Here is a 26151-nt window from a genome sequence, read left to right on the forward strand (position 1 = left end):
TGCGGTCCGTCGGTGAACACGTGGCCGAGGTGGCCGCCGCATTGGCTGCAGAGAACTTCGGTGCGCATCATGCCCAGGCTGGCGTCTGGGCGTTGCAGCACCGCGTTATCCAGGGTCTTCCAGAAGCTCGGCCAACCAGTGCCGCTGTCGAACTTCGTGTCCGAGGAGTACAGGTGCAGCCCGCAGCCAGCGCAGCCAAAAACGCCGCGACGGTGTTCGTCATTGAGCGGGCTGGTGAACGGAGTCTCGGTGCCCGCGTTACGCAACACGTTGTATTGCGCCGGGGTCAGCAGTCTTTGCCACTCGGCGTCGCTGTGGGTCACGGCGAAGCCGGTATCAGGAGATGCCGACGACGTACCCTCGGCGAAGGCCCCGACCGTGACCATCGACATCACGCCTGCGCTTGCCCCGATGAGAAATCGCCGTCTCGTCACGTCCATGGCATCAGTGTGACGAGTTGACGGGGCGACGTCGAACTGTCTAGAAGTCCCAGTCCTCGTCCTCGGTGACGACGGCCTTGCCGATCACGTAAGACGAGCCCGAGCCCGAGAAGAAGTCGTGGTTCTCGTCGGCGTTGGGTGACAGCGCCGACAGGATCGCCGGGTTCACGTCGGTCTCGTCGCGCGGGAACATCGCCTCGTACCCCAGGTTCATCAGCGCCTTGTTGGCGTTGTACCGGATGAACTTCTTGACGTCCTCGGTCAGCCCGACCTCGTCGTAGAGGTCCTGCGTGTACTCCACCTCGTTGTCGTAGAGCTCGAAGAGCAGTTCGTAGGTGTAGTCCTTGATGTCGGCGCGCCTGGCGTCGTCGACCAAGGCCAAGCCGCGCTGGAACTTGTAGCCGATGTAGTAGCCGTGCACGGCCTCGTCGCGGATGATCAGCCGGATCAGGTCCGCGGTGTTGGTCAGCTTGGCCCGGCTCGACCAGTACATCGGCAGGTAGAAACCGGAATAGAAGAGGAAGCTTTCCAGCAGCACCGAGGCCACCTTGCGCTTGAGCGGGTCGTCGCCCCGGTAGTAGTCGATCACGATCTGTGCTTTGCGCTGCAGGTTGACGTTCTCCTCCGACCAGCGGAAGGCGTCGTCGATCTCGGTGGTCGAGCACAGCGTGGAGAAGATCGAGCTGTAGCTCTTGGCGTGCACGGACTCCATGAACGCGAAGTTGGTGAGGACGGCCTCCTCGTGCGGGGTCAGTGCATCCGGAATCATGCTGACCGCGCCGACCGTGCTCTGAACGGTGTCCAGCAGCGTCAGCCCCGTGAACACCCGCATCGTCAGCTGCTTTTCACTGTCGGTCAGCGTCCCCCACGACGGCAGGTCGTTGGACACCGGCACCTTCTCGGGCAACCAGAAATTTCCGGTCACCCGCTCCCAGACCTCGGCGTCCTTGTCGTCTTGCACCCGGTTCCAGTTGATCGCCGAGGTCCGGTCAATCAGCTTCATGTTCGTCACCAGAACCCTTCTTCACCAGCCGATTTTGCCTTCGATGTCTAGGTCACAAACACTACCCCTGGGGTCCGACAAGGCGGTGGAACACAACAACTTGTGTTTTGCCGTGTCGCGCCGTCAATCCAATCCCACCTCCCGCAGCGTGCGCGTCAGACCCTCCTCGAGGGCGCGCAAGGCGACGTCGGTGAGGCGGCTGAGCTCGTCGATATCCTCCCCGCCTTTACCCATCCAGGCTTCCAGCGACGCGAACACGGCGGTCGCCAGGCTGTGCGCCGCGATGTCGGCGATCATGGCGCCGTCGGCGGTGGGTGCCGATCGTTCGTGGATGAATCGGGCGATCTCGTCGGCCACCTGATCGCGCATCCGCCGAATGTGCGTGGTGATGATCTCCTGGTCGAGGTCGCGTGAGCGGATGGTGGCCGCCTCGCGGACCATCGCGAAGTCAAAAGGAAACGCGTCCATGGCTTTTCGCACCGACGCCGTGATGGGCTCACCGTGCGGGCGCAGCGCCAGCGCGCGGGCGAACCATTCGAATCCGATGTCGTAGTCGGCGAAGATCACCGCGTGCTTGGACGCGAAGTGCCGATAGAAGGTTCGCTCGGTGACCCCGACGTCGGCGGCGATGTCGGAAACGCTGGTTTGGTGCACGCCGTCGGCGACGAAGCGCTTCATCGCCGCCTGTTGCAGCGCCTGGCGCGTGCGCTGGCTCCGAGATTCCACCCTGTAAGCAGACACTAAATGTCACCATTGACGCAAATATGTCATATGTGACATTGTGCCTTCTGTCGACGGATCACCACCGAAGGAGCCGGCATGTCGGACTACGACGCGATCATCATCGGGGCAGGTCACAACGGTCTGGTCGCCGCCAACGTGCTGGCGAAGGGCGGCGCGAAGGTGCTCGTCCTGGAACGGGCGCACTTCCTCGGCGGGATGGCCGCCACCCGCGAACTCTTCGACGGCTACAAGCACAGCGTCGGCGCCTGGGCCGTGCTGATCTGGCGGCAGGAGATGACCGAACGCCTCGAGCTCACCAAGTGGGGCTTCGAGCTGATGGACCAGTGGACGTCGACGTGCACGTTCGGCGACGCAGCCGACTCCCCGTTCGTGATGTACAACGACCTTGAACGCATGGCGCGCCACCTGCTCGACGATCACGGGGCCGACACCGCGGCGGCGCTGGGGTCGCTGTTTGCCCACATCGGCCGATTCGCACCGTATTTCGTCGACTCGGCGTTCGGGCCGCCGCTGGACATCATCGAGGTGATCGCCTCCCAGCCCACGCCCGAGGACCGCCACGATTTCGCCCAGATGTGGTACGGCAGCACCATGGACACGGTCCGCCGTTTCCTGGCACCCGACCAGGGCCGCTGCATCCAGGGCTCGCTGGCCGCGATGTCCATCGACGCCTTCGACGGCGGCCCGTGGACCCCGGGTTCGAACGCATCGACCTTGTATCACTACCTGATCGGCGGCGGCAACGTCGAATACATCATGCCGCGCGGGGGCATCGGCTCGCTGAGCACCGCGCTGTGCCGGCGCGCCGAATCGCTGGGCGCCGAGGTGCAGCTGAAGCAACACGTCAAGGACATCCTGGTCACCGACGGGCGCGCCACCGGAGTCGAATTACGCGACGGCACAACGATTTCCGCCGACGCCGTGCTGTCGTCGCTCGACCCGTACACCACGTTCGTCAATCTGGCCGGCGCGCAGAACTTTCCGCCCGACTACATTCGCAAGATCAAGGAGATCAACTTCAACCTGGGTTACATCCAGGCGCATCTCACGATTGACCAGGCGCCCCGATGGATCGAGCGCCTGCAGCCCTACATGCACGACAACGGCCAGTGGTGTCCCACCGTCGCCTACGCGCCGTCGCCGGAGTACATCAGCGACGCGTGGGAGCAATACCGCAAGGGGCAGCTTCCCGACGCGCCGCCCACCTACCTGTACATCCCCAGCATGGTCGACTCGTCGCTGGCGCCGGCGGGCAAGCACAGCGCGACCATCTTCACCCCGTACTTCCCCACCGGGCTGGACGCCGACGAAAACCGAAGCTGGAAGGAGCAATACGCCGACACCTGCGTGCGCATCTTCGACACCTTCGCGCCCGGGTTCGCCGACTCCGTCACCAACCGCGTGGTGTTTTCCAACCGTTACTTCGGCAGCACCTTCAGCGCACACGCCGGCGACTACTCGCACGGCCTGCTGCAGCCGAACCAGCTGTGGACCGGCCGCGTCGTCGAGGGCGCCGACAAGTTCGCCACCCCGGTCGACGGGCTCTTCCTGTGCGGCCAGTGCACGCACCCCGGACCCGGGGTGACCGGCATCCCCGGCTGGAACGGCGCCGAGGCGGCGCTCAAGCACCTCAACGCCCGCGTCGCGTAGGGGCGTTGCAAAGCCCTGATTTCGATGTACCATTTGGTACATGTTTACCCAAGACAGCATCGAGATCGACGCGCCGCCGCAGGTCGTGTGGGACGTCTTCAGCGACGTCGAACACTGGCCCGAGTGGACCGCGTCGGTCGACTCCCTGACCGGGCGGGACGGTTCCGCCCTGGCCGCCGGCAGGCGGTTCGCGATCAAGCAACCCGGCCTGCAGAAGCTGATCTGGAAGGTCACAGAGATCGATCCCGGCACCTCCTGGACCTGGGTGACCCGCTCCCCCGGCGTGCAGGTGACCGCGCGCCACTACGTCACCGCCCTGCCCGGTGGACGCAGCCTGGTGCGCCAGGAACTCGATCAGCAGGGCCTCCTCGGTGCGCTGGTCGGGCGGTTGACGGTCAAACGGACCCAGCGCTTCCTCGAGATGGAGGCCAAGGGCCTCAAGGCCCGGTCTGAACAGGTCAGCCGCGCCAATGGCCCGCACGCCTGACCGACGGCGGCGCCGCGAACTACTGGATGCGCTCTTCGACGAGTTCGCCGCGAACGGCATCGGCGATCGCTCGCTTCGCGATGTCGCCGCCGCGGTCGGCACCAGCCACCGGATGCTGTTGCACCACTTCGGTTCTCGCGAAGACCTGCTGATCGCGATCGTCGAGGAGGCCGAGCGCCGCCAGATGGCCCTCGTCCCCGACCTGCCGCAGAACCCGGCCGAGGGCTTCGCCGCGATGTGGGCCGACCTTCGTCGCCGCGAATTGCGCCAACTGGAGCGCCTGTTCTTCGAGTGCTATTCGCGGGCCGCCCAGGGCGAAAAGCCGTTCACGCGAATGGTTCCCGGCGCGGTCGACGGCTGGCTGCGCGAGGTGGAATCGGCCGCCGCCGGCGTTGTCTACGACGGCGCGATGGCAAGGCTCGGGCTGGCCGTCACCCGAGGCCTGCTGCTGGACCTGGTGGCCACCGACGACGAGGCCGGCGTGGACGCGGCCGCGCAAGCGTTCATCGAGCTTTTGGCAACAGCGCGATGAGCGTGTCGACGAGCTCCTCGGCGTTGGTGTGCCACTTGTCCAAATCCATGTGGCCGCTGAGATCCAGTCCCGTGATGCCGTGGGCACTGGTCAACAGCAGCGCCCCATAACGGCGCGCCTGCTGCGGGCCGACAATGCGACCCATGATGTCGAGAAACAGATCCTGCGCGCGTTCGGCCGCCCGCATCGCCGCGGCCGGATCGCCCGCCGGCGGGGTGAACATCAACCGATACAGGTGAGGCCGGGTGCGGCCGATGGCGATCAGCGATAGCAAGCCGGATCGCAGTGACTCCTCGGGCGGGTCCCCGCTGTTGGCCAACGCCTCCAGCGCATCGCCCAGGTCGGTCAAGGCGTTGGTCGCGACCACCGCGAGCAGAGCTTCCTTGTCGGCGAAGTGGCGATACGCCGCCGAGCGCGACACACCGCTGCGCGCCCCCACCTCGCGCAGCGTCACCGCCTCGACTCCACCGAGGTCGAGCAAGACCTCGGCGGCCTCAAGCAGCGAACGACGTGTCGCCGCAGCGCTCTCCGCTCGACTCGTCACCCGCAGAGCATAAGCCCGGCAACCAGTTGACAACGTCAACTCAAACGCCTAGCTTCAGTTGACAACGTCAACTCAGTGCATTCACCGGACGGAGACAGCCATGAATTCCTCGAATCGCGCCGACCGCAACGAGCTGATCGTCGTCACCGGCGCGTCGACGGGGATGGGCGCGGCGACGGCTCGTGCGCTGGCGCGCAAGGGTTTTCACGTGCTCGCCGGCGTACGCCGCGAAGCCGACGCCGCAGCGCTGGCGGCCGACGGGCTGGAGCCGCGCATCCTGGACATCACCGTCGAATCGGACGTGGCCGCGATCGCCGAACGCGTCGCGAACGATCCGCTGCGCCGTCCGCTGCGCGCGCTGGTCAACAACGCCGGGATCGCGATCAACGCACCGGTGGAAGCCCTGCCAATGGACGAGTGGCGCAAGCAGTTTGAGGTCAACCTGTTCGGACACATCGCGATGATCCAGGCGTTGTTGCCGGCGCTGCTGCTCAGCTCGGGCACCGTCGTGAACATCAGTTCCGTCGGCGGGAAGGTCGTGTTGCCGACATATGGCGCATATGCCGGTTCGAAGTTCGCGCTGGAGGCGGTCAGCGATGCCCTGCGCCGAGAGGTCGGCGAGCTCGGGATCAAGGTCGTCGTCGTCGAACCCGGCGCCGTCAAAACCGAGATGGCGGAGCGTGGGATCGCCACCGCGGAGGGGCTGATGGCCAACATGACCGCCGCCCAGCTCGCACGCTATGAGGATCTCGCCGCGGCCGTCACCGCCCAAGCCCGATCGTTCGGTGAGGACGGCGTTTCGGCCGAGCACGCCGCGAAAGTGATCGTCAAGGCCGCGACCGCATCGCGTCCCCGGACGCGCTACACGATCGGCCGCGACGCCGCGATCCTGCTGCGAATCAGCCGTGTCGTATCCGACCGGGTTCTGGACCGCATTGTGCGGCTGAACCTTCGGTCGTTCGCGAAAACCTCAGCCTCCCACGGCCGCCGCGCGGCGGTTGGCGTGTGAGCCCGTCTTCACCCCGAAGAACTGGTACTCCTCCGGCTTCACCGCGCGGGTCGCTCGCCAGTACTCCCAGGTGTAGCCGCCCCACAGCACGGTGTTCTTGCCGTGCTCGTCGAGGTACCAGCTGCTGCAGCCGCCGCTGTTCCACACCGACTGCGAAAGCCTCTGCTGCAGTTCGTCGTTGAACCGGTCCTGCGCGGCGCGGGTCGGGGCCAGCGCCTCGGCGCCCAGCTTGTCACATTTCGCGATCGCGTCGGCGACGTAGTGGATCTGGGACTCGATCATGAACACCACGGAGTTGTGGCCGAGCCCCGTGTTCGGCCCCAGCAGGAAGAACAGGTTCGGCACGTCGGCGACGGTGATGCCCCGGTGCGCGCCGATGCCCTCCCGGTTCCACCGGTCGACCAGGTCCTCGCCGTTCCGCCCCTTGATCTGGACGTAGGTGTAGGAGTCGGTGACGTGGAAGCCGGTGCCGTAGACGATCACGTCCACCTTGCGCTCTTTGCCATCCGCCGTGACGATGCCGTCGCGCGTGATCCGGGTGATTCCGTCGGTGACCAGTTCGGTCTTGGGGTCGGCGACGGCGCCATAGTACGTGGAGGAGTTGAGGATTCGCTTGCAACCGATCCGGTAGTGCGGGGTCAGCTTGCGGCGCAGCTCGCGGTCCTTGACCGAGCGCCGGATGTTGTATTTCGCGTAGGCCTCGATGATCTTCAGCGCGTTCGGCCGTTTGGTCATGCCGAAGGCCAGCGCCTCCTGACCCCAGTAGATCGCCAGGCGCACCGCCGCGCGAAGGCCGGGAACGTTCTCCATCGCCCGGCGCAGCGCCACGGGCAGCTCGGGGTTGGACCGCGGCACCACCCACGGCGGGGTGCGTTGGTAGAGCTGAAGTTCGGCGACCTTCCCCACGATCTCGGGCACGATCTGGATCGCGCTGGCGCCGGTGCCGATCACGGCCACCCGCTTGCCGGTCAGGTCGACCGAGTGGTCCCACTCCGCGGAATGGAAAGCGGGACCGGCAAACTCGTCGCGGCCCTCGATGTCGGGGAACGACGGAATGTGCAGCGCGCCGGCCCCGGAGATCAGGAACTGCGCGACGTACTCGCGGCCGTCGGTGGTGAAGACGTGCCAGCGATTCTCGTCGTCGTCCCAGTGGCCCCGGTCGACCAGCGAGTTGAACACGATGTGGCGGCGCAGCCCGTATTTCTCGGTGACGCCCTTGAGGTAGTCCCAGATCTCGGGCTGATACGAGAACGGGTTCTTCCAGTCGGGCTTGGGCTCAAAGGAGAAGGAGTACAGGTGCGAGGGGATGTCGCAGGCACAGCCGGGATAGCTGTTGTCGCGCCACGTGCCACCGACGTCGCCGGCCTTCTCCAGGATGACGAAGTCCACGCCCTGCTGTTGCAGCTTGATGCCCATGCCCAGGCCGGAGAATCCGGTCCCGATGATCAGGGCGCGGGTGTGCACCGGCTCCTGCGTCTGCTGGGTCGGCTCGGCTTGTGTCATGGCATCGGTCACGGCGGATCGGTCTTCCTGTTGGCTAGCGCAAATACCCAGTACCCAGGGTATCGGATAGGGCGAGTGTTGACGATCGCCGGGACGATGTCAACGTGCCAAAAGTCCTCAGCTGGCGGCGGGGTTGCTGGGCACCACGCTGTGAATCGGCTGATCGGGGTCCATCGCGATGCCCAGCGCGTCGGCCGTGCCGACGAGAACGCCCATCATGATGGTCGTCAGGTGGGCGACGAACTGCTCGCGCGGCATGCGCCGCGGGCTGTCGGCCTCGGGGCCCAGCCACCACTCGGTGGCCGACGCGGCCGATCCGAAGGCCGCGTGCCCGGCCAGTTCGATCGCCGCGTGGTCCAGCTCCATCTCCCGCAGCTCGTTGTCGAACATGTCGGCCACGGCCAGGGTGATCCCGCGGCCCTCCTCCAGGATCTTGGGGCTCGCCGCGGAACGGCCCTGGATGAACACCCGCAGCACGTTGGGGTGCTGGTCGACGAGGTTGACATACTCCTCGACGGCGCGGCCGATCACCTCGCGGGCCGAATCGGTCTTGAGGTCGATCGACGGGAAGATCGCCGCCCACAACATGTCGCGCAGCCGCTCGCCGATCGCCTGAAACAGGTCGGATTTGTCGTGGAAGTGCCGGTAGATCTTGGGCTTGGCGGTGCCGGCCTCCTCGGCAATCTCCCGCACACTCAGCTCGGGGCCCAGGCGGTCGATGGCGCGGAACGCGGCATCCACGATTTCACCGCGCACCTTCTTGCGGTGTTCGCGCCACCGCTCGCTGCGCGCGTCGACCTTGACCCCGGGCTTCGCGCTTGGCGGATGGGGCATAGGTGGTCGGGGAATTCTCACCACACCAAGCACCTTACCCCGGTGGCGCCGCTGACCTGGGCAGACCGACCATCCGCGGCTCGGCGTGCCGATGCGTCACCGTGGCGCGCGCAGTACCTCGCTCGGAGATCGGCCGAACTCCCGGCGGTAGTCGGCCGCGAACCGGCCCAGGTTGCCGAACCCCCAGTGGTACGCGACGGCCGCGACGGTCGTTCCGTCCTCGATGGACGACCGCCGAAGGTCCGCGTGCGCTCGAGTGAGACGGATTGCCCTCAGGTATGCCATGGGCGTCGTGTCCAGGTGCCTCCGGAAGGCCTCCTGCAGGGCGCGGGTGCTCAATCGCGCCGCTGCGGCGACGTCACCGATCCGGACGTCCTCGGCTGCGGATTCCTCGAGGTAGGCGATCGCGCGCCGAATGGCTGGCGGGCGGACGCCGCCACTCGGGCCCCCGCCGGCCGTGTGGAGAATCCCGGGGTAGGCCTCGATGAGGCTCGCTATCAACATCCGCCGCATCTGCGCGGACAGCAGAGGCCCGGACGCCAAGAGCCCGTCCGGTCCGGCGTTTTGGAGCAGGATTTGCATCACCTTCGCTACGGCCTTCGACGCCGGTTTGGACGGGTGCCAGCTCAGCGGGAATCGGACGGCGGCCGGCCGGCTCGCGCCGGTGAACTCGGCAGCGGTCGTCTCGAAATCGGTGCGGGGTATTCGCACATGGAAAAGGTTGCAGTTTTCTTCCCAGCGCAGCCGATACGCCGTGTGCGCGTCCAGCACCAGGTGTTCGCCGGGCGACAGGAGCCGTTCCCCACTTGCGGCGCGGGCCGCGAACCGCCCGCTGATCTGCTGCGAGACCAGGAAGAAGTCGTCGAACGTCGACGATTCCAGAAGCGTGGTGCCCGATCCATACGACAGGGAGTAGACGCCCAGGCCGTCGGCGCCTCCCTCGGCATGCCGCGCGCGGAACGCCGACAAGCTGCCGCGGACGGTGAGCCGGTGGGGACAGTAAACCGACGCGATTTGGGTTCGCGCCTCTTCCGGATCTTTGGTATCGGTTCGGATGCGCAGACCCTCGATCGTGAGGCCAGGCTTCATGTGACCGCGACAATCGTCTTGCCGTCGCCGCGACACGCGGGGTCGAACGCGCCGGGTGCTTCGGCCAGTGAACAAACCGCGCCGACGATCGGGTGCAGCCTTCCGTCGCGCAGCATGTGTTCCAGCGCGGCCAAGCCCGCCCGGTCGGGTTCGACGACGAAGAAGATCGAGCGCGCATGCTCCGGTTCAACCTCCGGCGGTTCGGCGATGGTGATCAGCGAACCGCCGGGGCGCACCAATTCCGCTGAGCGCTTGAGGATTTCACCGCCGATCACGTCGAATACCACGTCGACCAAGCCGACATCCTCCAGCCGATCGGATTGCAGATCCACGAAAGCGTCGGCGCCCAGGCCCAGCACGGTCTCCCGGTGCTTGGCGCGGCCGCTGCCGATCACGCGAGCCCCGGCATCGCGAGCAAGTTGCACCGCCATACAGCCGACGGCGCCGGCGGCGCCGTGCACCAGAACGGTCTGGCCCGTGCCGAGCTGTGCGTGCAGGAACAGCCCCTGCCATGCGGTCAGTCCGGGGAGCGCCACCGCAGCGGCCACGGTGTGCTCGATGCTTGCCGATAAAGGCGCAAGATTGCGGGCCTCCACCGCAACGTATTCCGCGAGGGAGCCGTTGCGGGCCCAGTCGGTGATCCCGAAGACCCGCTGGCCCACTATCAAACCAGTTGTCCCGTAGCCCAACTCGGCGACGACCCCCGAGACTTCATGCCCCGGGATGCTGGGTGCGCGATCGTGACCGGCGCGGTCGGTCCAGGTTGCCGGCCAGTCGAGCTCACCCGGCGTGAAGCTGGCGGCGTGGACCCGCACGATGACGTCGTTTTCCGCGGCATGCGGATAGGGCATGTCGACCAGAGAAAGCCCACGGAAACCGGCGGCGCGGTCGCGCGCGGTAATCGCTTGCACAGCTGTCGCACCCCCAATGCCGACGGACGCGCAGCCACGGCCCGTCCGGACAACGTTATTCAAGCCTGCACGGCTGCGGCGCAATTCACCTATGGCCATTGAGCCGTCTTGTCCACAAAAAACGACACGAGCGGGTCAACGGGTGTCGGCGTATTCGGTCGCGGCAGCGCGTCGTGCGGTGGTCGTGCGCGGCGGTCTGGACCGGATCAGCCGGGGCCACCAGAAGAACGGTCCGAGCAGCTGGGCGATGGCGGGTGTGATGAACGAACGCACGATCAACGTGTCGAGCAGCAGGCCAATGCCGATTGTGGATCCCATTTCGCCGACCGACACCAATTTGCCGGAAACCATTGCCATCATGGTGACGGCGAAGACGAGCCCGGCGGTGGTGACCACCTTGCCGGAATTGGCCACCGCTCGGATCAGACCGGTGTTGAGACCCGCCTTGCTTTCTTCCAGGTAGCGGGCGATGAGCAGCAAGTTGTAGTCCGAGCCGACCGCCACCAAGATGATGAACGTGAGCGGCAGGCCCAGCCAGCTGATCGGAATGCCCAGCATGTGCTGCCAGATCAGCACCGACAGGCCAAACGCTCCCGAATAAGAGAAAGCTACGGTGCCAATTATCACCAATGCCGCGATCATGCTCCCGGTGATGAGCAGCATTACCAGGAAAATCAACGCGAATGCCGCCGTGGCCGCGATGATCAGGTCGGTCTTGGCCGCATCCTGGATGTCCCAGTAGGTCGTCGCGGCGCCGCCGAGATAGACGCGTGCCCCGCCGAGCGTGGTGCCTTTCAACGCCTCCTCGGCGGCGGGTAAATAGGTCTGGTCGTGACGGATACCTTCGGCAGTGAGCGCCTCACCGTCGTGGTAGATCATGTAGCGGGCGGCCTTGCCGTCCGGGGACATGAAAAATCTCAGGTCGATGTGAAATGAAGGGTTTCCGAACGCATCTGGTGGTAGGTAGAAGAACTCGTCATTCTTCGCACTGTCGAACGCGTTGCCCAGGTCCATCATCTGACGGCCCAGCTCGTCCAACTGCGCCAGCTGGGGCTCGATCGTACTGTTTTCGGCCAGGATGACCCGGTGCAGCTGGTCGAGCTGGTCCACGTTGCGGCCCAGCAGTTCGACCAGTTGGGGCGTCACCGAGTCCTGAATCAGCGCGGCCTTGAGACTCTTGTCCATCTGCTCGTCGAGCTGGTCGATCTTGTCGGTCGCGTCGAACAGCGACCGCAGTGACAAGCAGAGCGGGATGTCGAAACAGTGCTTCTCCCAGTAGAAGTAGCTTCGGATCGGTCGCCAGACGTCGTCGAAGTCGGCGAGGTTGTCCCGCACCGCATCCGTGACGTCCTTCATGCCCCTCGCGGCGTCGGCGGCGACATGAGCCGCGCCCGCCTGCTGCGACGTCAGTTCCTGCTGATGACGCATCAGGTCGGTCATCCGGTTCGTGATGTCGGCCAGCTCGGTGAGCCGGGTGTTGAGGTCGGTGAGGAACGGCAGGAGTTCCTTGATCTTCGTACCCATCGAGCCCATGGTGTAAGTGAACGAAGAATGCTCGAGGGGAGTCCCCAGCGGCCTGGTGACACTCTGGACCAATCCCACACCCGGAGTGTGAAATACAGTGCGTGCCACCCGGTCCAGCGCGATCATGTCGGTGCTGTTTCGCATGTCGTGATCGGATTCGACCATGAGCATATCGCCGTTAAGCCTGCTGACCGGGAAGTGCCTGTCGCTCGCGGCATATCCCTGCTTCGACGGGCTGTCGTCCGAGATGTAGATCCGGTCGTCATAGTTGGGACGGTAGGTGGGGAGCGTGAGCGACCCCACCAGCACCACGACACAGCTTGCCAGCAGGATCCGGCCGGGCCACCGAACCGTCAGGGTGCCGACCTTGCGCCAGATTCCCACTCCGCCTCGACGTTTCGGCTCGAAGACCCCGAAGCGGCTGCCCAACGCCAGCACAGCCGGACCGAACGTGAGAGCAGCCGCAACTGCCGTGAGCATGGCCACGGCGCAGGGAATTCCACAGGTGTTGAAGTAATTTAGCCGGGTGAACTTGAGGCAGAACGTTGCGCCGGCGACCGCGAGGCCGGACCCGAGGATGACGTGGGACACGCCGTTCACGGCCGAATAGTAGGCCGTCTCGCGGTCTTCACCCGCGTGCCGTGCCTCGTGGTAGCGGCCGACCAGAAAGATCGCGTAATCGGTGCCCGCCCCGAGGATCAGGGACACCAAGAGGTTCGACGCGAACTCCGATATCCCGATGAACTTGTGGAAGGCGAGAATGGCGACAATGCCTCGCCCGCAGTTCAATTCGAGCATCACCATGAACAGGACGAGAAGCGCTGTCTTGATCGATCGATAAACGACCAGCAGCATCACGCTGATCAGGACGATAGTGACGAACATGATCGTGATCAGGCTCTCGTTGCCGGCTTCGAGCATGTCCGCCGACAGCGGCGCCGAACCCGAGACGTAGACCTTCAGCCCAGGCGGACTTTTGGCCTGCGCCACCAAATCGCGCACCGCCTTGATTGATTCGTCCGACAGCGCCGAGCCGAGATTCCCGGCGATCCGCACCAGAGTGTAGGACGCCTTTCCGTCATTGCTCTGCACCCCGGCGGCGGTCGCGCCTTGGCCCCACAGGTCCATGACGTATTGAACGTGCTTGTCGTGCTGCAGCTTTGCGACCAAATCCGTGTAGAACGCGTGATCGGTTTCGTCCAGTTTGTGCTCGCCCTCGAAGACGACCATCACCAGGCTGTTGCTGTCGGACTCCTTGAACACTTCCCCGATGTGGATGAGCGCTTTCGCCGACGGCGCGTCGACCGGGACCAGGGGACCCCGGCCCGCCTCGGTAACGGGCTCTAGCTGCGGAACGACCACGTTGAGGACGACCATCAGCGCGATCCACGCGAGGACCACGGGCACGGCGAACTTGCGGATGGTCCGCGCGACGAATGGTTTGCGCACATCGGTGACGGCGCCGTCGAGGCTCATGCGGACAGCACCTGGCACCAGACGCCGGCATGCTCGCCGGTTGCCGTGTGCTCGGAACGCACCTGACCATCGACGGTGATGCGGCAGCCGACATTTCCTCCCGCCACCTGCGCCGTGATATCGGCGGTCGCCGTCGTCAAGACGGTTACTTCCGTGTGCGTCCAGGGCAGCGCAGCGAGGTCGACCGTGACCGCGTGAGAGTTCACGTCCCAGTAGCTGGTCCTCCCCCACCCAGCCAAATCGCCAAATATCTCGTATTCGATGCGTTTGGGATTGAACTGAGCGATCGCGAATTTGTTGCCCGGGCTTCGAGTTCGGTCCTTGGCGCCGAAGGTTCCGTGGGCGGTGTCGATGACGAATCCAGCCAGGACGACAACGACGGCCACCAGGGTGGGCACCCAGAGCCTGCCGATCAATCGCCGGGATACCGAAACGCCCACGCGAATAACCTTCCCCGGGCGGTGACGACAGAAATCCAACTCACGCGGGCCCGAACCACGCGAGTGATTGGTGCAGGGATGATGGCGAACGCGGCTGCGACGAACCCGCTAGGTGCGCGACGCGCTCAACATCCGCGTGAAACTTGCGAGCTCGACGAAGCCGTCCGCGGTCGGGGCGGTCCGTCCGGCTGAGCGGAAGACGGTGGCCATGTCCAGACTCTGCGCCGTCCAGCCACGCTCGGCCAGGTACGCTGCGGGGTCTGCGTGCTGCCCGGCGAAAGTGAGCCCCCGCAAGTCTATTTCGGGGTCTCGCTCGTTCCATATCGGATGGAGTCTCCGGAAATTTTCACCGAGCGCGTCGGCTCTCGGGCTGTAAACATAATCGGCTCCAAGCCGGCTGCCAGGAGCGCTCAATGCGGTAATCGCATCGAGTATTTCGTCGTGCGCCCGGGACGGTAGGTACCCGATGAGGATCCCCTCGAGGATCCAGACGGTGGGCTGGGCGTCATCGAAACCGGCTTGGCGCAACGCCGTTGGCCAGTCTTGGCGCAGATCGATGCCCAGGCAGTGGTGGCCTTCCGCCGGTGGCCAGCCCAAGCCGGTCAGGACGCTGCGTTTCCACTCGATTATCTGCGGTTGGTCGACTTCGTAGATGGACATCGCCGACGGCCAACCCAAACGGTAGGCACGGCAATCCAATCCAGACGCGAGGATCACGGCCTGCCGAACGCCAGAGCGGCACGCGTCGAGGGCGAAGTCGTCGAGGCTTCTGCTGCGCATGCCGAAATATGCGGGCATCCAGTCGGCGTCGAGGTCGCAGAAGTCGATCGTGCCGTCAAGCAACTGTCTGAACAATTTCAGCCCGACCGCTCGAACCAGCACTTCGGCGAACGGGTCCCTGATCACCGGATCGGTTTGCCTGCTGGCGACGGCTCGGGCCGCGGCCACCAACGTGGCCGTGGCGCCTACGCCGGTCTTGAGATCCCAACTGTCGTCACGGGTCCGCGGCATGTAGCCCCCTCTATTCATCGGATGCGTCCAAGACAGTCGACGGCACCCGAAGGGGGCGCCTTCTTGAAAGTCGCTGTCCGATGCAAAGTTAGGGGTGCACCCGCCACCGGTCTACCCGAATAACGCGGCCGATGGCCGGAATACGCGGTGAACCCCGCGGACCAAGCCCGACGGCCGAGTGTGAGCTACGCGACGCGAGCCGCGACTACACCGTCGCGTGCGTCACAGCATGCAGGAGACGCAACCCTCCACCTCAGTCCCCTCCAGCGCCATCTGGCGCAGCCGGATGTAGTAGAGCGTCTTGATTCCCTTGCGCCAGGCGTAGATCTGCGCCTTGTTCACGTCGCGGGTGGTCGCGGTGTCCTTGAAGAACAGCGTCAGCGACAGCCCTTGGTCCACGTGCTGGGTGGCCGCCGCGTAGGTGTCGATGATCTTCTCGTAACCGATCTCGTAGGCGTCCTGGTAGTACTCCAGGTTGTCGTTGGTCATGTAGGGCGCCGGGTAGTAGACCCGCCCGATCTTGCCCTCCTTGCGGATCTCGACCTTCGACACGATCGGGTGGATCGACGACGTGGAGTGGTTGATGTAAGAGATCGACCCGGTCGGCGGCACCGCCTGCAGGTTCTGGTTGTAGATGCCGTGCGCTTGAACCGATTCCTTCAGCCGCTTCCAATCGTCCTGGGTGGGGATGCGGATCTCGGCGTCGGCGAACAGCTGGCGCACCTTGTCGGTCGCCGGCTCCCACACCTGCTCGGTGTACTTGTCGAAGAACTCTCCCGACGCGTACTTGGAGCGCTCGAATCCCTTGAAGTGCGTGCCGCGTTCGATCGCGATGCGGTTCGAGGCCCGCAGCGCGTGGTAGAGCACGGTGTAGAAGTAGATGTTGGTGAAGTCGATGCCTTCCTCGGAACCGTAGAAGATGCCCTCGCGGGCCAGGTAGCCGTGCAGGTTCATCTGCCCGAGGCCGATCGCGTGGGAATCGTTGTTGCCCTGCTCGATTGAGGGCACCGACGTGATGTGCGTCTGGTCGCTGACGGCGGTGAGCGCCCGGATCGCCACCTCGATCGTCTGGGCGAAGTCCGGTGAGTCCATCGTCTTGGCGATGTTCAGCGACCCCAGGTTGCACGAAATGTCCTTGCCCACCTTCGCATATGACAGGTCGTCGTTGAACAGCGACGGCGTGGACACCTGCAGGATCTCCGAGCACAGGTTCGAATGCGTGATCTTGCCCTCGATGGGGTTGGCCCGGTTCACCGTGTCCTCGAACATGATGTACGGGTAGCCCGACTCGAACTGCAGCTCGGCCAGCGTCTGGAAGAATTCGCGCGCCTTGATCTTGGTCTTGCGGATGCGCGCGTCGTCGACCATCTCGTAGTACTTCTCGGTAATCGAGATGTCGGCGAACGGCACTCCGTAGACGCGCTCGACGTCGTATGGCGAGAACAGGTACATGTCCTCGTTCTTCTTGGCCAGCTCGAAGGTGATGTCGGGGATCACCACGCCCAGGCTCAGGGTCTTGATCCGGATCTTCTCGTCGGCGTTCTCCCGCTTGGTGTCCAGGAAGCGGTAGATGTCGGGGTGATGCGCCTGCAGGTACACCGCGCCGGCACCCTGGCGCGCCCCTAGCTGATTGGCGTAGGAGAACGAGTCCTCCAGCAGCTTCATGATCGGGATGACGCCCGAGGACTGGTTCTCGATGTTCTTGATCGGGGCGCCGTGCTCGCGAATGTTGGAGAGCAGCAACGCAACTCCCCCGCCGCGCTTGGACAGCTGCAGGGCGGAGTTGATCGATCGCCCGATCGACTCCATGTTGTCCTCGATGCGCAGCAGAAAGCAGCTGACCGGCTCTCCGCGCTGCTTCTTGCCCGAGTTCAGGAACGTCGGGGTGGCCGGCTGGAACCGCCCGTCGATGATCTCGTCGACCAGCTTCTCGGCCAGCCCGGTGTCGCCGGACGCCAGTGTCAGCGCGACCATGACGACGCGGTCCTCGAAGCGCTCCAGATAGCGCTTCCCGTCGAACGTCTTCAGCGTGTAGGAGGTGTAGTACTTGAACGCGCCCAGGAACGTCGGGAAGCGGAACTTCTTGGCGTAGGCGCGGTCCAGCAGCGACTTGACGAAGTTGCGCGAGTACTGGTCGAGAACCTCACGCTCGTAATAGTTTTCGCGGATCAGGTAGTCGAGCTTCTCGTCCTGATTATGGAAGAACACGGTGTTCTGGTTGACGTGCTGCAGGAAGTACTGGCGCGCCGCGAGAACGTCCTTGTCGAACTGAATCTTGCCGTCCTTGTCGTACAGGTTCAGCATCGCGTTCAGCGCGTGGTAGTCCGTTTCGTCGTGCAACCCGTGCGTGGCGGCGGCTACAGGCTCTGCAGTGACGGTTGGTGGCACGTCTGTTCCTTCCAGAAATCGGCGAGACCGGCGCGGACGGCATCCACGTCGTCCGGGGTCCCCATCAGTTCGAAGCGGTAAAGGTAGGGAACGCTGCACTTGCGCGAGATGATGTTGCCCGCGTACGCGAATGCGATCCCGTAGTCGTTGTTGCCCGCGGCGATGACGCCGCGGATCAACGACCGGTTGAGCTCGTTGTTCAAAAAGGCGATGACCTGTTTAGGGACATACCCCCGGGCATTGACGTCCAAGTCGTGCCGTCCGCCGCCGTACGTCGGCACGATCAGCACATACGGCTCGCTGACCTCAATGCGCCCGTGCAGCGGTATCCGTGTGGCGGGGACACCCAGCTTCTGCACGAAGCGGTGGGTGCTCTCCGACACGGAAGAGAAATAGACCAGTGACGATCGCAAGCGCGGCGCAGCCGGGCGAAGCGGGTCGTCACTCATCCAACCAAGGTTGCGCCCAGTGATCTCCATGGCACCGCAACCTTCCTTACCTAACGTCTGCCGCTTTGCCTACGCGCTGAGCGCCGACTCCGCGAGCGCCTTGATGCGGTCGGGGCGGAAACCCGACCAGTGATCGTTCCCGGCAACCACGACGGGAGCCTGCAGGTAGCCCAGCGCCATCACGTAGTCCCGCGACTCAGCGTCCAGCGTGATGTCGACCTTCTGGTAGGCGATGCCCTGCTTGTCCATGGCCTTGAAGGTGGCGCTGCACTGCACGCACGCGGGCTTGGTGTAGACGGTGATGCTCATGGATGCCGCTCCTTTGCGGAAGGGAGACCTGTAACGGACTGGCAACTACTCGGGTACTGCAACGAACTGCGTCTTCGCTGTGTTTCAGCGGCCCGTCAGGGCCCCGGATTCCCGTCTTGCGGCGCTGGAAGCCGAAGGCGCTGCTTCGACCTCTTCGAGCCGATTCGGGGAAGTCCCCAAGCCCGGCCAGCGTGGGGATCCTGGGATCTGCCGGTGCCTCGAAACACTACACCTAGTGGCCGACAAGTTGTCTAGATACAAGATGTTCTGAATAACAATTTTGAAATTCCCTGGTCGTAAGGCTCCGCACGACATCCGCTCGGCGTGTCGCAGGTCACAGATCGGTCTCGGGAAGCCCACACCATCCGGTATATCAGCGGCCACCGACAACGATCGTGTCGCCGCGGCGCGATCGGCGGCCGGGCCCATCCCCGCCCGATCACCAGCAAAGCCGCCAGCCAGGGCTGGCGGCTTCGGCTATTCGGTTATCGAAACGTCGCTGGTGGCCGGCGAGCGGCTTGTGGGTTCTCGCTAAATTCAGCCGACTTCGGCGGCCAGCTTGCCGACGACGTCGCGCACGTTCGCCGAGAGCTCGGCGTGTTCGCCGGGCGCATTGCCGTCCAGCGTCTTGAACGGCACCGAGAGCTTGAGCCCCTCGATCACCCGGGCGCCGGCGATTCCGAACGACTTGCGGGTCTCGTCGTGCGCCCACACCCCGCCGTACTGCCCGAACGATCCCCCGATGACCGCCAGGGGCTTGCCCTTCAGCGCGCCGTCGCCGAACGGGCGGGACAGCCAGTCGATCGCGTTCTTGATGACCGCCGGGATGCTGCCGTTGTATTCGGGGGTGACGACCAGCGCGGCGTCCGCGTCGGCCGCCGCGGCGCGCAGCGCGGTCACCGAAGCCAGCGGCGGGGCGTCGGGGTTCATCGCGTCGTCGATCTCTTCGTTGTAGAACGGCACCTCGGCCAGCCCCTCGAAGATCGTGACGGTTACGCCGTCGGGCGCGACGTCCCCCGCCAACTCGGCGATCTGGCGGTTGATCGACGCCGCGCGCAAACTGCCCACGAACGCCACAATTTTGATCTCTCCCACGCTTGTTCCCTTCGGCCTTTGGTCTACCATCCTTGCACGCCTCAACCGGACCACGGTCCGGTTTATTCCGGCAGCGTTAAAGTGCGGATATGAGCGGTGTCGAGCGGTCGCGCGAGTTGCCCGTGTCGGTTCCCCAGGAACGAGGCGACGCGGCGCGCAACCGCACGCTCCTGCTTCAGGCCGCGCGCAGGCTGGTCGCCGAGCGCGGCGCGGACGCGGTCACCATGGACGACGTCGCCGCCGCCGCAGGCGTCGGCAAGGGCACGCTGTTCCGCCGCTTCGGCAACCGGGCGGGCCTGATGATGGTGCTGCTCGACGAGGACGAGCGGGCCAGCCAGCAGGCTTTCCTGTTCGGCCCCCCGCCGCTCGGGCCCGATGCCCCGCCGATGGATCGCCTGGTCGCCTTCGGCCGCGCGCGGATGTGCTTCGTGCACACCCATCACGAGCTGCTGTCGGCGGCCAACCGCGATCCGCAGCTGCGCCACGCCGGGGCGGGCGCCGTGCAGCGCACGCACGTGCGGCTGCTGCTGGCCTCGGCGGGCACCACCGGCGACCTCGACATCCAGACCGACGCGCTGCTGGCCCTGCTAGACCCGGACTACGTGGAGCACCAACTCAACGGCGGCGGGCACACCCTGGACACGCTGTGCGATGCGTGGGAAAGCCTGGCGCGCAAGCTCTGTGGACGGTGACGGCGCCATGAGCTGGGTCCTGCATGTCGACCTCGACCAGTTTCTGGCGTCGGTCGAGCTGCGCCGCCACCCCCAACTGGCCGGGCTGCCGGTCATCGTCGGCGGCAGCGGCGATCCGACCGAACCGCGCAAGGTGGTCACCTGCGCCTCGTATGAGGCCCGGGAATTCGGTGTGCACGCCGGCATGCCGTTGCGCACCGCCGCCCGCCGCTGCCCTGACGCCACGTTCCTGCCGTCGGACCCGGCCGCCTACGACGCCGCCTCCGACCAGGTGATGGGCCTGCTGCGCGACCTGGGGCATCCGGTCGAAGTGTGGGGCTGGGATGAGGCCTACGTCGGCGTCGAGGGCGCGGAACCGACCGAGGTGGCCGAACAGATCCGAACGGTGATCGCGTCGGAGACCGGACTGTCGTGCTCGGTCGGCATCAGCGACAACAAACAGCGGGCCAAGGTCGCCACCGGCTTCGCGAAACCGGCCGGCATCTTCGCGCTCACCGACGCGAACTGGATGGCGGTGATGGCCGACCGCCCGGTCGACGCACTCTGGGGCGTGGGCCCCAAGACGGCGAAAAAGCTGGCGGCACTTGATATCACCACGGTCCGCGACCTCGCGAACGCCGACGCGGAGCTGCTGACGTCCACGTTCGGCCCGCGCACCGGCCTGTGGCTGCTGCTGCTGGCCAAGGGTGGCGGCGATGCGGAAGTCAGCGCCGAGCCGTGGATTCCGCGCTCGCGCAGCCACGTCATCACCTTTCCGCGCGACCTCACCGATAGGGCCGAAATGGACTCGGCCATAACGCGATTGGCGCGTCAGGCATTGGACGACGTGCTGGCCGGGGGACGGATCGTCACCCGCGTGGCCGTCACCGTGCGGACCGCGACGTTCTACACCCGCACCAAAATCCGCAAGCTGCCCGCGCCCACCACCGACGCAGACACCATCACCGAGGCGGCCCTGCGCGTCCTGGACCTCTTCGAGCTGGACCGGCCGATTCGCCTACTCGGCGTGCGACTCGAGCTGGCCATGCCGGACTAGCGGCGCCGGGGCGGGACGCAGTGCGCGCGTGAAGATCACGTTGACCTGACGCATCGCCACGCTGTACGGCCACCAGGCCAACCGCTTGAACGCGTACAGCGCACGGATGTCGCCCGACGTGTAGATCAGGTAGCGGTTCTTCGCGACGCCGGCCAGGATCTTCTCGGCCGCCCTTTCCGGCGATACCGCGTGACCGCTGAATCGGTCCACCCAGCGGGCGACTCTGGGGTCCTCGCGGTCGACCCCGGCGATCTCGACCGTGTCCACCAGCGGGGTCTTCACCGCGCCCGGCACCACCACCGACACCCCGATGCGGTGGCGCGCCAGGTCGAAGCGCAACACCTCGGACAGGCCGCGCAACCCGAACTTGCTCGCGCTGTAGGCCGCGTGCCACGGCAGCGCCACCAGCCCCGCCGCCGACGACACGTTGACCACGTGACCGCCCCGGCCGGCCGCCAACATCGGGGGAACGAACGCCTCGATGACGTGGATCGGACCCATCAGGTTGATCGCGATCATCTTGCTCCACTGCTCGTGGCTCAGCCGGTCGACGGTGCCCCAGGCCGACACGCCGGCGATGTTCAGCACGACATCCATCGTCGAATGCTCGGCGTGGATGTCGGCGGCGAAGGCCGCCACCTGGTCATGGTCGGCGATGTCCAGGGCGCGGTGGGCGGGCACCGCAGCGCCGAGCGCGCGGGCGTCGGCCACGGTCCGTTCGAGGCCGTCGGCGTTGCGATCGGTCAGGTACAGCTCGGCGCCCTGCGCGGCCAACCGCAGGGCGGTCGCCCGCCCGATCCCGCTCGCCGCGCCGGTGACCAGGCACCGCTTCCCCGCGAAATACCGCCCCGACGCCCTCGGAAGCCTTGGCCCCATGGCCGTGACCATACCGCGTTACTTCTGGCCGCCACCCCAGAGCGAATTCAGCCACAGCTGCTCGAGCACCCGCACGCGACGCTCCAGGTCGTCTTGGTGACCTTGGCGTCCGGCGAGCAGCGGGTCGCCGCTCAGCGTCAGGGAGGTGGTGCCCGCCAGGGTTCGCACCAACGCCGGGATGTCGTCGCTGATCGGGTTCGCCGTCCCGGCCTTCATCTCCGCCTCGACGATCGCCGTGATCTGTCCCAGCACCACCTCGAACTGCCGCTCCAGGAGCTCTTGAATCTGAACGTCGGTGTGGCGGGCCACCTCACAAGCCGCCATCACCGGGTCGTTGTGCGCGTAGACCGCGGCGGCGCTGCGGACCATCCGCTTGGCGAACTGTTCCGGCGACTCGCCCGGTTCGCGGGGGGCGAAGTACTGGGTTAGCTGTTCGAGTTCCTCGGCGGCGTCGGCCATGATCTGGGCGAGCACCGCGTACTTGGAGTCGAAGTAGAAGTAGAAGCCCGAGCGGGCCACCCCGGCCCGCAGGCTGATGGTGCTGACCGACAGTTCCGCGAACGGTTTCTCCTCGAGTAGGTCGCGCACCGCCTGCATGATCGCCTGCCGATGCTTGTCGCCCCGGCGGCGAATGGCCGGTTCGCCCGGGTCGGAGTCGGCATGGCTGCTCACGCCATCGACCTTGCACCACGCCACACGAAAAGCAAACTTGACAGCCGTCAACTTTTTCCCGAAGGTATGAGTCAGTGACCGCTGTCACCCGACCCGGGCCCGCAAAGGAGCGCGAAGGAGTTTCATGGCCGCCACTATCAGCACCCCTAATTACCTGCTCGATCAGGCGCGCCGCAGGTTGACCCCGTCATTCAACAACTTCCCCGGCATGGGCCTGGTCGAACGCAGGTTGCTGAACACCACGTTCCCGGAGCACAAGCTCGCCGACCCGCCGCCGGGCAGCGGGCTCAAGCCGGTCCTCGGTGACGCGGGGCTGCCGGTCCTCGGGCACATCATCGAGATGCTGCGCGGCGGACCCGACTATCTGTTGTTCCTGTACCGGACCAAGGGCCCGGTCGTCTTCGGTGACTCGCCGGTCCTGCCGGGGGTCGCGGCGCTGGGCCCCGACGCGGCACAGGTCATCTACTCCAACCGCAACAAGGACTACTCCCAGCAGGGCTGGGTGCCGGTGATCGGGCCATTCTTCCACCGCGGGCTGATGCTGCTCGACTTCGAAGAGCACCTGTTCCACCGGCGCATCATGCAGGAGGCGTTCGTCCGGTCCCGGCTCGTCTCCTACGTCGAGCAGATGGACAAGGTCATCACCAAAACGGTCGCGGACGACTGGGTGGTCAACGACGCGCGCTTTCTTCTCTATCCGGCGATGAAGGAGCTGACCCTCGACATCGCCTCGATGGTGTTCATGGGCCACGAGCCCGGCACCGACCGCGAACTGGTGACCAAGGTGAACAGGGCGTTCACGGTCACCACCCGCGCCGGGAACGCGATCATCCGCACCGGAGTCCCGCCGTTCACCTGGTGGCGCGGCCTGAAGGCCCGCGAACTGCTGGAGAACTATTTCCGCGAGCGCGTCAAGGAACAGCGCGGAAAGGACGGCAACGACCTGCTGTCCGTGTTGTGCCAGACCGAGGACGAGGACGGCAACAAGTTCTCCGACGAGGACATCGTCAACCACATGATCTTCCTGATGATGGCCGCGCACGACACGTCGACGTCGACCGCCACGACGATGGTCTACCAGCTGGCCGCCCACCCGGAGTGGCAGGAGCGCTGCCGCGACGAGTCGGACCGCCTGATCGGCGACGGGCCGCTCGACATCGACTCCCTCGAGAAGCTCGAGTCGCTGGACCTGGTGATGAACGAGTCGATCCGGCTGGTGACCCCGGTGCAGTGGGCGATGCGTCAGACCGTGCGCGACACGGACCTGCTGGGCTACTACATCCCCAAGGGCACGAACGTGATCGCCTATCCGGGGATGAATCACCGGCTGCCGGAACTCTGGACGGACCCGCTGAAATTCGACCCCGACCGGTTCACCGAGCCGCGCAACGAGCACAAGCGGCACCGCTACGGGTGGACGCCGTTCGGCGGCGGCGCGCACAAGTGCATCGGAATGGTGTTCGGGCAGTTGGAGATCAAGTCGATCCTGCACCGCCTGCTGCGCCGCTACCGGCTGGAGCTGCCCCGCCCTGGGTACCAGGCCGAGTGGGACTACGGCGGTATGCCGGTGCCCAAGGACGGCATGCCGATCGTGCTGCGCCCGCTCTAGTCCCCTCGCCACCAGACGCAAAAGTCCCCATTTGAGGCCCGAACTGGGGGCTTTTACGTCTGCTCGGCAGCGTCAGGCGATCAGCCGGTTGGCGCACGCGATCACCGCGCGCAACGCCGACTGGGTCGGATCCTCCGAGAGGCCCATCGCCCACTCGGCGCGAATCCCGTTGCTGCCGCGGATAAACGTCGCCGTGGCCGCGCCGCAACCGATCTGGTGAAACCTCAGCATCTCCACCGTGATCCCGCGCTCGTGCAGCATCGCGGTGAGGGCGGCGATCGGACCGCTGGCGGCGGCGGTCGACGTGCTGATGTGGTCGCCGACGGCGATCATCGCCCGAAAGTTGCGGGCCTGCGGGCCGAGCCGCCCGGCGGGCCGCTCGGTGTCGGTGCAGGCCCAGTGGCCCAGTCGCAGCGGGCCGGCCGTGCGACCGTAGGTGGCGACGAAGGCCTCCCACGACATCGCGTCGGCCTCCTCGCGCAGCCCGCGCGGCAGGGCGGCGCCGAAGTGCTCGCTTAAGGAGGGAAGGGATTTGGTAAGAGCCACGATTTCGGTCTTCTCTGATCAGCAGGGGCGACCGACGGTAGTAGCTTCCGACCCACAGCGGGGGGTCGGTCTGGGATCAGACCCCGCTGCGGGTGCTGGCTACTACGGCACGCTGAAGAAGACGCACGAGCGCCGAGACTAGACGTCGCGGGCCGGCAATGCAAATCCGTTTCGCGCGGCCCGGTAACTCACTGCCGGACAAGCGCTTTCGTGATGATGCCCTATCCGTTCGGCCCGGGCGCCGCGTCGAACCGCAGGTAGGCCTGGATCGTCGTCCCGGCCGGGGTGGTGTGCGTGCGGACCAGGTCCGATATGGCATTGACCAGATACAGACCGCGACTGGCCGGGCCGCTCGGGCCGGGGTCCAGGCGGCCCACCAGCGGGTTGCCCAGCCGCCCGGTGTCGCGCGCCTCACAAACCAGGTGCTCGTCTTCGCGCCAGAACGCCAGCCGGCAGGCTCCGTCGGTGTACATCAGGCTGTTGCTGGCCAGCTCCGTCGCGATCAGTTGCAGATCCTCGATGCCGTCCTGGGACATTCCCACCCAGCCGGCGTAGTCGACGGCGAACGAGCGGGCGGGCCGCAGGTCCGCCGACTTCCTGACTAGGTACGTGACGGCGCCCGGCTTGGCGACGAGCGGTTGGTTGCAGCGATCCAAGACCTCGCCGGGCGCATATTCGGCGCTGCGACGCAGCGCGCCACGGCTCCACAGCAAGGGGTGCGTCGCGCGGGCGTCCGCCAGCACCGCGTCACCCAGCTCGCTCGCGTCGTACAGGCACAACACGGTCGCCGGGTATCCGTCGAGGGCCGAATTCACCAGCGCCTCGTGTTCGGAGCAGGCGACGATTTCCGCGTCGGTGCGTTGGGGCCAGGCGAGCTCGCTCACGATTCGCACCCGCCGGCCCTGGTGTTCGTCGATGAAGGAACCCTCCATGGCCATGAAGCGGCTCGGGTTGCGGCCGATCTCGGCAATGTCGACCATCCGCAGTTCCGCAGCGAATCCCCCGCCGGGCCCGGGCAGCGCGTCGCGCAGCGTGTCCAGCTTGTCGCCGGGCACCGCCACCAAAACGTCCTCGTCCCGCGCCAACCCGTCGGCGACGAAGCGAACCGCAAAGTCCAGGTACTCCGCCTGCGAACGATAAAGAAGCCCGGAATGAACGAAACCCGAGTGGTCGGTGTACATCCCCCCGAAGCCTCCCGTCACCGGTGCGCGCTCGCTTTCGATCACAAGTGCCAACCCCCTGCCGGACCGGCCGTTCGGTACTTCCATTGCCAGTACCCCAG

The 26151-nt window shown here is 65.8% G+C and carries 26 protein-coding genes; 7 read left to right on the plus strand and 19 right to left on the minus strand.

Features of this window, described 5'->3' with window-relative positions:
• The 3 genes from msrB to A5706_RS29900 all read right to left on the minus strand — a co-directional run.
• On the minus strand, positions 1-440 hold a 440-nt coding region (gene msrB, locus A5706_RS29890; protein WP_082964743.1), incomplete at its 3' end, for a peptide-methionine (R)-S-oxide reductase MsrB.
• A 40-nt stretch (positions 441-480) separates the two neighbouring features.
• The gene (gene nrdF, locus A5706_RS29895) at positions 481-1455 is read right to left on the minus strand and encodes a class 1b ribonucleoside-diphosphate reductase subunit beta (RefSeq protein WP_156767411.1); all 975 of its coding nucleotides are present in this window, start codon (positions 1453-1455) and stop codon (positions 481-483) included.
• A 111-nt stretch (positions 1456-1566) separates the two neighbouring features.
• Positions 1567-2169 (minus strand): TetR/AcrR family transcriptional regulator, encoded by a 603-nt coding sequence (locus tag A5706_RS29900; RefSeq protein WP_082964738.1) that lies wholly within the window; start codon positions 2167-2169, stop codon positions 1567-1569.
• 93 nt (positions 2170-2262) lie between these two features.
• Here A5706_RS29900 and A5706_RS29905 point away from each other — a divergent pair, with 93 nt between their 5' ends.
• The 3 genes from A5706_RS29905 to A5706_RS29915 are packed head-to-tail and all read left to right on the plus strand — an operon-like array spanning position 2263 to position 4856.
• The gene (locus tag A5706_RS29905; protein ID WP_068139569.1) at positions 2263-3837 is read left to right on the plus strand and encodes an NAD(P)/FAD-dependent oxidoreductase; all 1575 of its coding nucleotides are present in this window, start codon (positions 2263-2265) and stop codon (positions 3835-3837) included.
• A gap of 40 nt (positions 3838-3877) precedes the next feature.
• Positions 3878-4324 carry an SRPBCC family protein gene (locus A5706_RS29910; protein WP_068139572.1) on the plus strand — a complete coding sequence of 149 codons (447 nt, stop codon included), beginning with the start codon at positions 3878-3880 and terminating at the stop codon, positions 4322-4324.
• Positions 4308-4856: a TetR/AcrR family transcriptional regulator gene (locus A5706_RS29915; RefSeq protein ID WP_068139575.1), complete on the plus strand. Its 549-nt coding sequence runs from the start codon at positions 4308-4310 to the stop codon at positions 4854-4856. Before A5706_RS29910 ends, A5706_RS29915 begins: the two co-directional genes overlap by 17 nt.
• On the opposite strand, the gene A5706_RS29920 is transcribed toward A5706_RS29915, so the two are convergent.
• Positions 4828-5400 (minus strand): TetR/AcrR family transcriptional regulator, encoded by a 573-nt coding sequence (locus A5706_RS29920; RefSeq protein WP_068139579.1) that lies wholly within the window; start codon positions 5398-5400, stop codon positions 4828-4830. The two genes, A5706_RS29915 and A5706_RS29920, sit on opposite strands and share 29 nt — an antisense overlap.
• A 100-nt stretch (positions 5401-5500) precedes the next feature.
• Here A5706_RS29920 and A5706_RS29925 point away from each other — a divergent pair, with 100 nt between their 5' ends.
• Positions 5501-6409, plus strand: a complete 909-nt coding sequence (locus tag A5706_RS29925) for an SDR family NAD(P)-dependent oxidoreductase (protein WP_068139580.1) — start codon at positions 5501-5503, stop codon at positions 6407-6409.
• On the opposite strand, the gene A5706_RS29930 is transcribed toward A5706_RS29925, so the two are convergent.
• The 11 genes from A5706_RS29930 to A5706_RS29980 form a co-directional block, all read right to left on the minus strand.
• Complete coding sequence (locus A5706_RS29930; RefSeq protein ID WP_156767416.1) at positions 6371-7912, minus strand: NAD(P)/FAD-dependent oxidoreductase; 1542 nt, start codon at positions 7910-7912, stop codon at positions 6371-6373. The genes A5706_RS29925 and A5706_RS29930 overlap by 39 nt on opposite strands.
• A 117-nt stretch (positions 7913-8029) precedes the next feature.
• Positions 8030-8770 carry a TetR/AcrR family transcriptional regulator gene (locus A5706_RS29935; RefSeq protein WP_156767412.1) on the minus strand — a complete coding sequence of 247 codons (741 nt, stop codon included), beginning with the start codon at positions 8768-8770 and terminating at the stop codon, positions 8030-8032.
• Positions 8771-8842: 72 nt separating this feature from the next.
• Complete coding sequence (locus A5706_RS29940) at positions 8843-9835, minus strand: AraC family transcriptional regulator (RefSeq protein WP_068139591.1); 993 nt, start codon at positions 9833-9835, stop codon at positions 8843-8845.
• Positions 9832-10746, minus strand: coding sequence for an NADP-dependent oxidoreductase (locus A5706_RS29945; RefSeq protein WP_068139594.1), 915 nt, complete (start codon positions 10744-10746; stop codon positions 9832-9834). Before A5706_RS29945 ends, A5706_RS29940 begins: the two co-directional genes overlap by 4 nt.
• Positions 10747-10881: 135 nt before the next feature.
• Complete coding sequence (locus A5706_RS29950; protein WP_068139596.1) at positions 10882-13746, minus strand: RND family transporter; 2865 nt, start codon at positions 13744-13746, stop codon at positions 10882-10884.
• On the minus strand, positions 13743-14186 hold the full coding sequence (locus tag A5706_RS29955) for an MmpS family transport accessory protein (protein ID WP_156767413.1): 444 nt from the start codon (positions 14184-14186) through the stop codon (positions 13743-13745). Before A5706_RS29955 ends, A5706_RS29950 begins: the two co-directional genes overlap by 4 nt.
• Positions 14187-14294: 108 nt before the next feature.
• Entirely contained in the window at positions 14295-15137 is an 843-nt protein-coding gene (locus A5706_RS29960) for an SAM-dependent methyltransferase (RefSeq protein ID WP_197518031.1), read from the minus strand.
• A gap of 282 nt (positions 15138-15419) precedes the next feature.
• Positions 15420-17585, minus strand: coding sequence for a class 1b ribonucleoside-diphosphate reductase subunit alpha (gene nrdE / locus A5706_RS29965; RefSeq protein ID WP_082964739.1), 2166 nt, complete (start codon positions 17583-17585; stop codon positions 15420-15422).
• The gene (gene nrdI, locus A5706_RS29970) at positions 17555-18034 is read right to left on the minus strand and encodes a class Ib ribonucleoside-diphosphate reductase assembly flavoprotein NrdI (protein WP_068139606.1); all 480 of its coding nucleotides are present in this window, start codon (positions 18032-18034) and stop codon (positions 17555-17557) included. The genes nrdE and nrdI overlap by 31 nt, the downstream gene beginning before the upstream one ends.
• Before the next feature lie 69 nt (positions 18035-18103).
• Positions 18104-18343 carry a redoxin NrdH gene (locus tag A5706_RS29975; RefSeq protein ID WP_068100267.1) on the minus strand — a complete coding sequence of 80 codons (240 nt, stop codon included), beginning with the start codon at positions 18341-18343 and terminating at the stop codon, positions 18104-18106.
• A 537-nt stretch (positions 18344-18880) separates the two neighbouring features.
• Positions 18881-19468 carry an NAD(P)H-dependent oxidoreductase gene (locus A5706_RS29980; protein ID WP_068139610.1) on the minus strand — a complete coding sequence of 196 codons (588 nt, stop codon included), beginning with the start codon at positions 19466-19468 and terminating at the stop codon, positions 18881-18883.
• 59 nt (positions 19469-19527) lie between these two features.
• Here A5706_RS29980 and A5706_RS29985 point away from each other — a divergent pair, with 59 nt between their 5' ends.
• Together A5706_RS29985 and A5706_RS29990 are read left to right on the plus strand one after the other, a co-directional pair.
• Complete coding sequence (locus tag A5706_RS29985; RefSeq protein WP_068139613.1) at positions 19528-20130, plus strand: TetR/AcrR family transcriptional regulator; 603 nt, start codon at positions 19528-19530, stop codon at positions 20128-20130.
• Positions 20090-21166 carry a DNA polymerase IV gene (locus A5706_RS29990; protein WP_369831976.1) on the plus strand — a complete coding sequence of 359 codons (1077 nt, stop codon included), beginning with the start codon at positions 20090-20092 and terminating at the stop codon, positions 21164-21166. The genes A5706_RS29985 and A5706_RS29990 overlap by 41 nt, the downstream gene beginning before the upstream one ends.
• Here the strand turns inward: A5706_RS29990 and A5706_RS29995 are convergent.
• Positions 21128-22042, minus strand: coding sequence for an SDR family oxidoreductase (locus tag A5706_RS29995; protein ID WP_068139710.1), 915 nt, complete (start codon positions 22040-22042; stop codon positions 21128-21130). The genes A5706_RS29990 and A5706_RS29995 overlap by 39 nt on opposite strands.
• Before the next feature lie 18 nt (positions 22043-22060).
• Positions 22061-22639 carry a TetR/AcrR family transcriptional regulator gene (locus A5706_RS30000; RefSeq protein WP_369831978.1) on the minus strand — a complete coding sequence of 193 codons (579 nt, stop codon included), beginning with the start codon at positions 22637-22639 and terminating at the stop codon, positions 22061-22063.
• A gap of 199 nt (positions 22640-22838) precedes the next feature.
• On the opposite strand from A5706_RS30000, the gene A5706_RS30005 reads away from it, so the two are divergent.
• Positions 22839-24323, plus strand: coding sequence for a cytochrome P450 (locus A5706_RS30005; RefSeq protein WP_068139615.1), 1485 nt, complete (start codon positions 22839-22841; stop codon positions 24321-24323).
• A 72-nt stretch (positions 24324-24395) separates the two neighbouring features.
• Here the strand turns inward: A5706_RS30005 and A5706_RS30010 are convergent, their stop codons facing one another.
• Together A5706_RS30010 and A5706_RS30015 are read right to left on the minus strand one after the other, a co-directional pair.
• Complete coding sequence (locus tag A5706_RS30010; RefSeq protein WP_068139618.1) at positions 24396-24872, minus strand: homocitrate synthase; 477 nt, start codon at positions 24870-24872, stop codon at positions 24396-24398.
• A gap of 218 nt (positions 24873-25090) precedes the next feature.
• Positions 25091-26095 carry a sensor histidine kinase gene (locus A5706_RS30015; protein ID WP_068139620.1) on the minus strand — a complete coding sequence of 335 codons (1005 nt, stop codon included), beginning with the start codon at positions 26093-26095 and terminating at the stop codon, positions 25091-25093.
• Between the last annotated feature and the right edge of the window lie 56 nt (positions 26096-26151).

Origin of the sequence: Mycobacterium sp. E796, from assembly GCF_001672815.1 — a bacterium.
Classification (GTDB): domain Bacteria; phylum Actinomycetota; class Actinomycetes; order Mycobacteriales; family Mycobacteriaceae; genus Mycobacterium.

Coding starts and splice junctions, on each gene's coding strand:
- A5706_RS29905 (WP_068139569.1), top strand. CDS start 2,263: ATGTCGGACTACGACGCGATCATCATCGGGGCAGGTCACAACGGTCTG.
- A5706_RS29910 (WP_068139572.1), top strand. CDS start 3,878: ATGTTTACCCAAGACAGCATCGAGATCGACGCGCCGCCGCAGGTCGTG.
- A5706_RS29915 (WP_068139575.1), top strand. CDS start 4,308: ATGGCCCGCACGCCTGACCGACGGCGGCGCCGCGAACTACTGGATGCG.
- A5706_RS29925 (WP_068139580.1), top strand. CDS start 5,501: ATGAATTCCTCGAATCGCGCCGACCGCAACGAGCTGATCGTCGTCACC.
- A5706_RS29930 (WP_156767416.1), bottom strand. CDS start 7,912: ATGACACAAGCCGAGCCGACCCAGCAGACGCAGGAGCCGGTGCACACC.
- A5706_RS29940 (WP_068139591.1), bottom strand. CDS start 9,835: ATGAAGCCTGGCCTCACGATCGAGGGTCTGCGCATCCGAACCGATACC.
- A5706_RS29950 (WP_068139596.1), bottom strand. CDS start 13,746: ATGAGCCTCGACGGCGCCGTCACCGATGTGCGCAAACCATTCGTCGCG.
- nrdI (WP_068139606.1), bottom strand. CDS start 18,034: ATGAGTGACGACCCGCTTCGCCCGGCTGCGCCGCGCTTGCGATCGTCA.
- A5706_RS29975 (WP_068100267.1), bottom strand. CDS start 18,343: ATGAGCATCACCGTCTACACCAAGCCCGCGTGCGTGCAGTGCAGCGCC.
- A5706_RS29980 (WP_068139610.1), bottom strand. CDS start 19,468: ATGGTAGACCAAAGGCCGAAGGGAACAAGCGTGGGAGAGATCAAAATT.
- A5706_RS29985 (WP_068139613.1), top strand. CDS start 19,528: ATGAGCGGTGTCGAGCGGTCGCGCGAGTTGCCCGTGTCGGTTCCCCAG.
- A5706_RS29990 (WP_369831976.1), top strand. CDS start 20,090: ATGCGTGGGAAAGCCTGGCGCGCAAGCTCTGTGGACGGTGACGGCGCC.
- A5706_RS29995 (WP_068139710.1), bottom strand. CDS start 22,042: ATGGGGCCAAGGCTTCCGAGGGCGTCGGGGCGGTATTTCGCGGGGAAG.
- A5706_RS30000 (WP_369831978.1), bottom strand. CDS start 22,639: ATGCAGGCGGTGCGCGACCTACTCGAGGAGAAACCGTTCGCGGAACTG.
- A5706_RS30005 (WP_068139615.1), top strand. CDS start 22,839: ATGGCCGCCACTATCAGCACCCCTAATTACCTGCTCGATCAGGCGCGC.